Annotated in this window: 8 protein-coding genes; 3 read left to right on the top strand and 5 right to left on the bottom strand. The window is 72.9% G+C overall.

Features of this window, described 5'->3' with window-relative positions; translation table 11 throughout:
- The 4 genes from FQY64_RS14175 to prmB form a co-directional block, all read right to left on the bottom strand.
- Nucleotides 1–1,486 (bottom strand): type IV pilus assembly protein FimV (locus tag FQY64_RS14175; protein WP_146475325.1); only part of this gene is annotated, 1,486 nt, incomplete at its 3' end.
- A 207-nt stretch (nt 1,487–1,693) separates the two neighbouring features.
- Entirely contained in the window at nt 1,694–2,710 is a 1,017-nt protein-coding gene (locus tag FQY64_RS14170; protein ID WP_146475323.1) for an aspartate-semialdehyde dehydrogenase, read from the bottom strand.
- Nucleotides 2,711–3,008: 298 nt separating this feature from the next.
- Nucleotides 3,009–4,112, bottom strand: a complete 1,104-nt coding sequence (gene aroC, locus FQY64_RS14165) for a chorismate synthase (RefSeq protein WP_146475321.1) — start codon at nt 4,110–4,112, stop codon at nt 3,009–3,011.
- 71 nt (nt 4,113–4,183) lie between these two features.
- On the bottom strand, nt 4,184–5,125 hold the full coding sequence (prmB, locus tag FQY64_RS14160; RefSeq protein WP_146475319.1) for a 50S ribosomal protein L3 N(5)-glutamine methyltransferase: 942 nt from the start codon (nt 5,123–5,125) through the stop codon (nt 4,184–4,186).
- Between the two features lie 85 nt (nt 5,126–5,210).
- Between prmB and FQY64_RS14155 the strand changes: the two genes are divergently transcribed.
- The 3 genes from FQY64_RS14155 to FQY64_RS14145 all read left to right on the top strand — a co-directional run bounded on the left by FQY64_RS14155 (nt 5,211) and on the right by FQY64_RS14145 (nt 7,714).
- Nucleotides 5,211–5,855: an SCO family protein gene (locus tag FQY64_RS14155; RefSeq protein WP_146475317.1), complete on the top strand. Its 645-nt coding sequence runs from the start codon at nt 5,211–5,213 to the stop codon at nt 5,853–5,855.
- A gap of 37 nt (nt 5,856–5,892) precedes the next feature.
- A complete protein-coding gene (gene asd / locus FQY64_RS14150; protein WP_146475315.1) occupies nt 5,893–6,738 on the top strand; it encodes an archaetidylserine decarboxylase in 846 nt (281 codons plus the stop codon).
- A 226-nt stretch (nt 6,739–6,964) separates the two neighbouring features.
- Nucleotides 6,965–7,714 (top strand): hypothetical protein, encoded by a 750-nt coding sequence (locus FQY64_RS14145; protein WP_146475313.1) that lies wholly within the window; start codon nt 6,965–6,967, stop codon nt 7,712–7,714.
- Nucleotides 7,715–7,726: 12 nt separating this feature from the next.
- Here the strand turns inward: FQY64_RS14145 and FQY64_RS14140 are convergent, their stop codons facing one another.
- Nucleotides 7,727–9,262, bottom strand: a complete 1,536-nt coding sequence (locus FQY64_RS14140) for a transglycosylase SLT domain-containing protein (protein WP_146475311.1) — start codon at nt 9,260–9,262, stop codon at nt 7,727–7,729.
- Nucleotides 9,263–9,581: the final 319 nt, after the last annotated feature.

The following is a 9,581-nucleotide window of genomic DNA, read 5'->3' as shown; positions in this document are numbered from 1 at the left end:
GCGCGGTGGCCTCCACGGGCTCGTGCGCGTCGTCGGCCGATGCCGCCCCCGGCGCCGGCGGGAACGCCGCCGCGAGCGGCGACGGCGTGTCCGAGGGCGCGCGGAACCGCGCCTTGCGCGGGGTCCGGCGCGACAGCGCCCAGCCGCCGCCCAGCCCGACCAGCAGGGCCAGGCCGCCGAGCAGCCACGGCAGCGCCGATCCGCCGGCGGGCGGCGTCTGCGCCTGGGCGAGTTTCTGCTGCGCCGCGGCCAGCTCGCTGTCCTTGAGCGCGATCAGTTGCTGCTGTTTCTTCTGCAACTGTTCGAGCTCCTCGACGCGGCTCTTCAGTTCCGCCAGCTCCGCCTCGCGGGCGGCCAAGGTTTCCTGGGTCTGCATGTCCTGTCGCAGCATGTCGCCCTCGCCACCGGCGGTGATGCCGGACTGGGTACCCGGCCGGGCGGCGCGCTCGGACTGCGGCGGCACGATCTCCAGCCGCGCGCCCGGGCTGCCCGCCCCTGCCGTCGATGTCGTCTGGGAGGCCGCCGGCCGGGCGGCCGCTGTGGCCGGCGCTTCCGGCTGCGGCAGCGCGCGCCGGCTGGCGCGCCACTGCTGGATCTGCGAGCGCACCAGCGCGGTGGCCTCGGCGGCGTCGATCGCCGCGCGTTCCTCCGCCGCCGGGATGCGCAGGACGACCCCGCGGCGCAGGAAATTGACGTTGCCGTCGATGAAGGCATCCGGGTTGGCGCGCAGCAGCGCGACCATCGTCTGATCGAGCGAAGCGCCCTCCCCCAGCCGCGCGGCGATCCGCGACAGCGTTTCGCCCGCCTGCACCGGCCCGTACTCACCGTCCGCCGTGCCCGCTGCGGCGGCAGCGGCCGCCTGCGGAGCGGCCGGGGGCTGCGCCGCCGGCTGCTGCGCGGGCCGTTCGGCGGGCCGTTCGGCGGGCTGTTCGGCGGGCTGCTCCGCCGGTTGCGCGGCGGGTTCGGGGGTGGGCGTCGGTTCGGGCGTCGCGGAAGCGACCGGAGCCTCGACCACGCCCGGGTCGCCGGTCACCGGCGCGGCCACCGCCGGCTGCGCCGGCGCCTCGACCGCCTGCGGGCGGTCGACCAGCGCCGAGTACTCGCGCACCAGGCGGCCCTCGCCCCAGTCGACCTCGATGAGGAACGTCAGCGCCGGCTGCGTCACCGGCTGCGGGCTGGTCACCCGGATCACCGCACGCCCGGCGGCATCGCGCGCGATCGTGAACTGCAGATCGGAGACGAGCCCCTGCGGCGGCTCCAGCCCCACGCGCGCGAACGTTTCGGGCGAGGCGAGGCGCGCCTGCAACTGCGCGAGTTCCGCCGGATCGTCCGACACCACGGGGATTTCCGCCACCAGCGGCTCGCCCGGGCGGGACTTCACCTCGATCTGGCCCAGCCCCAGCGCCCACGCGGAGCCGCTGGCGAGCGCGAGCGCGACCGCGAGTGCGGTGCGAACCCTGCGTCGTGCGGTGAAAGCAACGCTCATCGCGCCTCGATCCGGAGAATCCCCTTCGGCGGGACTCTAGCAGGCGGCGGCATCGGCCGGGAATGCGTGGACGCGCGCGCCCGCGGAGCCGGCGCGGCGACGGGCGGGTCCGGCAGCGCTGGCCGCTGCCGGACGTTCCGGCCAGCCCGCGTGCCCGTCCCTGAGCAGGCGGGCCCCACCGACGTCACGCTGCCCGCTGCCGCGGGCTCACCGCTCGCGCAGCACCAGCTCGGCGAGCTGCACCGCGTTCAGCGCCGCGCCCTTGCGGATGTTGTCGGCGACGATCCACAGATTGACCGCGCGCGGATGCGAGAGGTCGTCGCGGATGCGGCCGACGTACACCGGATCGCGGCCGGAGGCGTGGGTGACCGGCGTCGGATAACCGCCGGGCCTGCGTTCGTCGACCACCTCCACGCCCGGCGCCTCGCGCAGCAGCGCGCGCACCTCGTCGGCGATGATCTTTTCGCGGGTTTCGATGTTGACCGCCTCGGAGTGGCCGAAGAACACCGGCACCCGCACCGCGGTCGGGTTCACCTGGATCGAATCGTCGCCGAGGATCTTGCGCGTCTCCCACACCAGCTTCATCTCTTCCTTGGTGTAGCCGTTGTCCTGGAACTCGTCGATGTGCGGGATCAGGTTGAACGCGATCTGCACCGGGAAGCGCTGCGGATCGGCCGGCTGGAAGTTGAGCAGCGCGGCGGTCTGCCGGCCCAGCTCCTCCAGCGCCGAGCGGCCGGCGCCGGACACCGACTGGTAGGTCGCGACGTTGATCCGCTCGATGCCGGCCTTGCGGTGGATCGGCGCCAGCGCCACCAGCATCTGCATGGTCGAGCAGTTCGGATTGGCGATGATGCCGCGCGGGCGGTGGCGGACCTGCTCCGGATTGACCTCGGCCACCACCAGCGGCACGTCGGCGTCGTAGCGGAACGCGGAGGAGTTGTCGATCACCACCGCGCCGGCGGCGGCGAACTTCGGCGCGTACTCCTTCGACACCGAGCCGCCCGCGGAGAACAGCGCGATGTCGACGCCGGCCGGGTCGAACGTCGCCAGATCCTCGACCACGAGTTTGCGGGCGCCGTACTCGATCCTCTCGCCGGCCGAGCGCTCGCTCGCCAGCACGTGCAGCTTGCCGATCGGGAACTGGCGCTCGGCCAGGATCTTCAACATCGCCTCGCCGACGGCGCCGGTGGCGCCGACCACGGCCACGGTGACCTGCTTGCTCATGGGGAACCTGCGGGGAAGGAAGCGCGCATTGTGCCGCGACGGACGCGCGCCGGCAGCGTCCGCAGCAGGGAGGCAGCGTTCCAGCGCCTGCGATCGGCCAGGGATTCGCACGGATGAACGCGCATCGCTGCAGGACGGCTTCCGCCGCGACCGCAAGAGCCGCGAGCCCGCGATCGTGGCTCAAGCCGCCCCTCAGCGCGGTTTCAGCCGTGCCGCGAAGCGCCTAGGGTTGCCTAGGCCACAAGACAGTTGCTCCTGCACGAGGTTCGCGGCGCAACCGGGTGGGCGACGCCTGCGGTCAACCCGGGATGCGCGGGTGGACCGGGCCGACGTCGCCGCACTGGGCGCGGTGGCGCAGGGCCTGGTCGATCAGCACCAGCGCCACCATCGCCTCGCAGATCGGCACCGCGCGGATGCCGACGCAGGGGTCGTGGCGGCCGGTGGTGACCACTTCGACCGGATTGCCATCGAGGTCCACGGTGCGCCCGGGCAGGCGCAGGCTGGAGGTCGGCTTGAAGGCGACGCCGCACTCGATCGCCTGGCCGGTGCTGATGCCGCCGAGGATGCCGCCGGCGTGGTTGCCCAGGAACCCGTCGGGCGTGATCTCGTCGCGGTGCTCGGTGCCCTTCTGCGCGACTGCCGCGAAGCCGGCGCCGATCTCCACCCCCTTGGTCGCGTTGATCGACATCAGCGCGCTGGCCAGTTCCGCGTCGAGCTTGCCGTAGACCGGCTCGCCCCAGCCCGGCGGCACGCCCTCGGCGACCACGCGCACGCGCGCGCCGACCGAATCGCCGGACTTGCGCAGCGCGTCCATGTACGCCTCGAGCTCGGGCACCTGCCCGGTCACGGGCCAGAAGAACGGGTTGCTCTCGACCGCCTGCCAATCGACCGTGCGCGCGTCGAACCCGTGCGGCAGCACCTCGCCGATCTGGGCCAGATGCCCGCGCACGACGACCCCGCGCCCGGCCAGCCACTTCTTCGCGATCACCGCCGCCGCCACGCGCATGGTCGTCTCGCGCGCCGAACTGCGCCCGCCGCCGCGCGGGTCGCGGATGCCGTACTTCTGCCAGTAGGTGTAGTCGGCGTGGCCCGGACGGAACTGACGCGCGATCGCGTCGTAGTCCTTGCTGCGCGCGTCGGTGTTGCGGACCAGCAGCGCGATCGGCGTGCCGGTGGTGCGGCCTTCGTGGACGCCGCTGAGGATCTCGACCTCGTCGGCCTCGCGCCGCTGCGAGGTGTGGCGCGTGCGGCCGGTGGCGCGACGGGCGAGATCGTGCGTGAAATCCTCCGGCGCGATCGGGATGCCCGGCGGGCAGCCGTCGATCACGCAGCCGATCGCCGGGCCGTGGCTCTCGCCGAAAGTGGTGACCGCGAACAGCTTGCCGAACGTGTTGCTGGACATGGGGCCGGCTCCGGGTGGGCCACGATTTGCGCGGATGGACGCGGATCAGGTCAAGCTCCGCGGGCCGGCGATCACCCCCGCGCGTCCGCCAGCTCGCGGATGCGGTCGTGATGGGCCACCAGCGCGTCGCGGTCGATCACGAACACGCCCATCTGGCCGACCTTGAACTCGACCCAGGCCAGCGGCACCTCGGGCAGCAGCGCGGCGAGCGCGCGCTCGGCTTCGCCGACCTCGCAGATCAGCAGGCCGTCCTCGCTCAGGTGCTGCGGCGCGTCGCGCATGATCTTCAGCGCAAAGTCGAGACCATCGTCGCCGGCGCGCAGGCCGCGGTCGGGTTCGTACGAGTACTCACGCGGCAGCGCGTCGGTTTCGGCGTGGGTGACGTACGGCGGATTGGTGACGATCAGGTCGAACACCTCGCCGTCGAGGCCTGCGAACAAGTCCGACCTGCGGAACTCGACGTTGTGTGCCTGCAGGCGCTCCCTGTTTTCCGCCGCGAGCGCGAGCGCGTCGTCGTCGATGTCGGCGCCGATCACCTCCCAGTTCGGATGGTAGTGCGCCATCGCGATCGCGATGCAGCCGGAGCCGGTGCACAGGTCGAGCGCGCGCTGCACGAAGCGCTCGCCCAGCCAGGGCTGGAACCCCTGCAGGATCAGCTCGGCGATCGGCGAACGCGGCACCAGCGCGCGGCGGTCGCTCTTGAAGCTGAGCCCGGCGAACCACGCCTCGCCGATCAGGTACGCGGCCGGCACGCGCTCCTCGATGCGGCGGCGGAACAGCTCCAGCACGCGCGCCTGCTCGTCCGCCGTCACCTTCGCCGCGCCGTACACCGGGTTGAGGTCGTGCGGCAGATGCAGCGCGTGCAGCACCAGTTGCGTCGCCTCGTCCATCGCGTTGTCGTAGCTGTGGCCGAACGTGAGCCCGGCGGCGTTGAAGCGGCTGGCGCCGTAGCGGATCAGGTCGACGATGGTGGTCGGCTGGAAGGCCACCGCGGCGAGGTCGGAAGCGGACATGGAAGCGGCTGTCGCGGAAGGCCGGCCAGTATAGCGGCCGCCAGCGGCTATCATGCCCGGCTGCGCCGCCGCACGAGGCCCGCCGATGTTCAACCGCACCACGCTCTACATCCTGATCGCCGCGCTCGCCGCGGGGCTCGGCCTGCTCGCGGCCCGGCACGTGTTCGAGCAGCGCGCGGCCACGCCGCAGCCGCCGCTGCAGGCGGTGCGGCTGTTCTCGCCGCCGCGCGAACTGCCGGCGTTCTCGCTGCGGCAATCGGACGGCACGGCGCTGGTGCCCGGCGAGCTCAAAGGCCACTGGACGCTGGTCTTCCTGGGCTTCACCCACTGCCCGGACGTGTGCCCGACCACGCTGGCGGAACTGGCGCAGGCGCAGAAGCGCTGGGAGGCGCTGCCCGAACCGGTGCGGCCGCGCGTGCTGTTCGTCTCGGTGGACCCCGAGCGCGACACGCCCGACCGCATCGGCGAATACGCGCACGCCTTCCACCGCGACACGCTGGCGGCGACCGCCGACGTGCCCGCGCTGGAGAACTTCGCCAAATCGGTCGGCATGGTGTTCGCCAAGGTGCCGGCACCGGCCGGCGCGGATGCCTCGCAGTACACGATGGACCACAGCGCGACGCTCGCCGTGCTCGATCCGCAGGGCCGCTGGGCCGGGCTGATCCGCCCGCCGTTCGCGCCCGCCGCGATCGCCGCCGACCTCGCCGCATTGACGCAGGCCTCGCCCTGAGCGCGGCAGCCTGCCCCTTCCGCTCACGACCGACCGCATGGGCCTGATCACCCCCCTCACCTACGCGCTGCCGCATCGCCTGCTTTCATCCGCCGCGCGTGCGCTGGCGTACTCCGAACGGCCGTGGCTGAAGCAGTGGCTGATCGATGCCGTCATCCGCCAGTTCGGCGTGGACATGAGCGAGGCGGCGCAGCCGGACCCCAAGGCCTATGCCAGCTTCAACCATTTCTTCACCCGCGCGCTGAAGCCCGGCGCGCGCGTGCCCGATCCCGATCCCGACGCGCTGCTGATGCCGGCCGACGGCCACATCAGCCAGTGCGGACCGATCGAGGACGGCCGCATCTTCCAGGCGAAGGGGCAGTCGTTCACCGCCGCCGAACTGCTGGGCGACGAAGCCGCCGCCGCGCCGTTCGCGCAGGGCGCGTTCGCCACCGTGTACCTGTCGCCGCGCGACTACCATCGCGTGCACATGCCGTGGACCGGCACGCTGCGCGAGACGGTGCACGTGCCCGGACGGCTGTTCAGCGTCGGTCCCGACGCGGTGCGCCGCGTGCCGCGCCTGTTCGCGCGCAACGAGCGGCTGGTGTGCCATTTCGACACCGACTTCGGGCCGATGGCGGTGGTGATGGTCGGCGCGCTGCTGGTCTCGGGCGTACAGACGGTGTGGGGCGGCGTCGAGATCCCGCCGTACGGGCACGCCATCCACCGCAAGGACTACCGCGGCCGCGGGGTGGTGCTGGCGCGGTTCGAGGAGATGGCGCGCTTCAATTACGGCTCGACCGTGATCGTGCTGCTGCCGGCGGGCGTGGCCGAGCTCGCCGCCGGGCTCGGCGCCGAAGCGCCGGTGCGGCTGGGGCAGCGGCTGGCGACGCTGCGTCGCTGACTGCGCGACCCGCCCCGTGGCCTTGGGCGTTGCCACGGATCGACACGGATGAACGCGGATCGGTCGGTCGTGCGGGTGCGCCGGCGACGTCGCCTGCTTGCGGGGAAACCGCGCGCCCCATTGCGTTGATCCACGACGGCCGTGAAGGCGCCGCCCGATGAGCGGGGCCGCCGCCGTCCGCTTCACGCGTAGGATCGGGCCCTCGTCACTCCGACAGGGAACCGCCATGCGTCGCTCGATCCTGCTGCTTTCCGCCTGCCTGCTCGCCTCCACCGCCGGCGCGCAGGTCGCCACTCCGCGACTGAAGGCGGCGCCGGTGGCGCAGCCCTCGCCCGGCGGCCGCCCGGGCGCCGAAGCGATCGGTCCCAAGCAGGACGACCCGCGCGCGCCGCAGGGGATCATCGTGCAGGGCGGACGCGAAGCGATCGGCCCCAAGCAGGACGACCCGCGTGCGCCGCAGGGGATCGTCGTGCAGGGCGGACGCGAAGCGATCGGCCCCAAGCAGGAAGACCCGCGTGCGCCGCAGGGCATCGTCGTGCAGGGCGGACGCGAAGCGATCGGCCCCAAGCAGGACGACCCGCGTGCGCCGCAGGGCATCGTCGTGCAGGGCGGGCGCGAGGCGATCGGGCCGAAGCAGGACGATCCGCGCGCGCCGCAGGGGCTGGTCGGCGAGGACGGCATCGGTCCCGGAGGCGGGTGCGAGGGCAGCCTCGCGATCGGCCCCAAGCAGGACGATCCGTCCAGCGGCGCCACCGCCCGTCCGGGCGACGACGAGGATCCGAAAGCCGCCGGCGGCACCGGCGTGCTTGCGATCGGCCCCAAGCAGGACGATCCGCGCGCGGCGCTCGCCGCCCGCCGCGGCGCACAGACGATCGGCCCGAAGCAGGACGACCCGGCGCGGCCGGGCGCTGCCGCGGTGGCGCGTCCCGGCGACGATGAGGATCCGAAGGCGCGCTGCGTGCCGACCGGCCGCTGAGTCGGGAGGCCTTCAGCCCCGGCAGCCTTCCAGGCGCAGCTTCTGGCCGGGGCGCAGCGCGTAGCGCGGCGCTTTCAGGTCGTTGGCGCGCGCGAGGTCGTCGGCGTCGCACTGGAATCGCCTGGCGATGCCGATCAGCGTGTCGCCGCGTTCCACCTTGTGCTGGCGCGCCCCGCGCTTGCGCTTCGGCTCGGGCGCCGCTTGCGGCTGTGCCGGCGCGGGAACGGCCGCCTCGTCCGGCCGCACGGTTTCCACCGGGCCGGTGCGCACGATCGCGCGGGCCGGATCGCTGGCGATGAGTTGCCGCGCCAGCTCGGCGCGCGGGCCGTCCACGCAGTGCCGGTTGTACAGCCCGACCATGCGGGTGGTCGCGTTGAGCACCGTGCCCGCAGGCAGCGGACTGTCGGCCTGGTAGCGCGGATTGAGGTTGCGCAGCGCGCGCATGAAGCCCTCGCGCGTGCCGCCGTTGCCGAGGCAGATGGTCAGCTCGTAGATCGAGCTGGCGCGGGCGAGCTTCAGCGCCGCCGGCCGCGGATCCACCTTCGGGAAGGTCAGGCCGTACTCCTTCGGATGCAGGTACAGCCAGGCGGCGGCGATCACCATCGGCACGTAGTCGCGCGTTTCCGCCGGGAACTGGCTGTAGACGGCCTCGTCCCAGAAATTGCGGCCGGGATTGGCCTGGGCGATGCGCAGGGCGCGGCCCTCGCCGCCGTTGTACGCGGCGAGCGACAGCTCGATGCTGTTGTTGAGCTGGCCCAGCCGCTCGTTGAGATAGGCGGCGGCGGCCTCGGCCGAGGCGCGCGGATCGTAGCGGGTGTCGAAGCCGGTGCCGTCGTCGCCCAGGCCGAACCGCTTGCCGGTGGCGTACATGAACTGCAGCGGCCCGGCCGCGCCGGCGCGCGAGGTCGAATGCACGCGGCCGTTGGACTCCTTGGCCATGATGCCGAACAGCAGCGCCTCCGGCAGGCCGCCGCGCTCGAACTGCGGCCACATCAGGTGGCGCATGTACTGGTAGTTCTCGTAGCTCTGGATCAGCGAGCCGCGCATGTCGGTGAGCCAGCGGCGGATGCCCGCCTGCACCGCCGGATTGAACTGCACCATCTTCACGAAGCGCTGGCCGTCGGCGCTGAGCAGCGCGGCCGCGCGCGCCGCTTCCGGCACGTCGGCGGCGAACGCGTCGGCGCCGGCATCGTCGATCTGCTCGACGTCGCCCGCCGCCTCGGCGTCGAGATTGAGCTTCAGCAGGCGCTTGTAGCCGGCGAGCATGGTGCCGAGCGAGCAGCCGCGCTGCTTCGCGCAGGCGGCGATCACGTCCTCGATGTCCTCCAGCGCCTGATCCGCCAGCGCCTGCGCTTCGGGATCGGCATTGCGCGCCTTCACCAGCGCATCGCGGTACTTGGCCTCGGCCGCGTGCAGGCGCGCCTCGAGCGCGGCGGTGGCGGCCTGGTCGCGGCGCGATTGCGCCTCCGCGGCGAACGGCTGGGCCAGAACCAGAGCGAACGACAACGACAGCAACCAGCGACTGCGCGACATGGCGATGTACGGCATGGGGGTGCGGGCAGGTTAGCCCTGCGTGTAGACGGTGTCATCAGCGTGTGCATTCAGCAAACGCGCGTGCTGTGACTAGAATCGCAGCCCCGCCGGTTCGGCCGCCGCGCGACGACGGACGGCAATGCCACCGGCCCTTCACCGGAGAAATGTCGATGCGCCCTGCCGTGCTGCTTCTCGCTGCCGTCGTGCTTGCCGCGTGCGAGCGCACCCCCGATCCGGCCCGCGATGCGCCCGAGCCGGCTCCCGCGCCGCAGGCCGCCGCGCCGGCCACGCCCGCCGCCGCACCGACCGCGCCGCAGCCGTCGGCGACGCCCGC

This window comes from Vulcaniibacterium thermophilum, from assembly GCF_007923255.1.
In the GTDB taxonomy this organism is placed as follows: domain Bacteria; phylum Pseudomonadota; class Gammaproteobacteria; order Xanthomonadales; family Xanthomonadaceae; genus Lysobacter_F; species Lysobacter_F thermophilum.
Note: the sequence above shows the minus strand (reverse complement) of the source record. Positions and strands in the feature narration are given on the sequence as shown.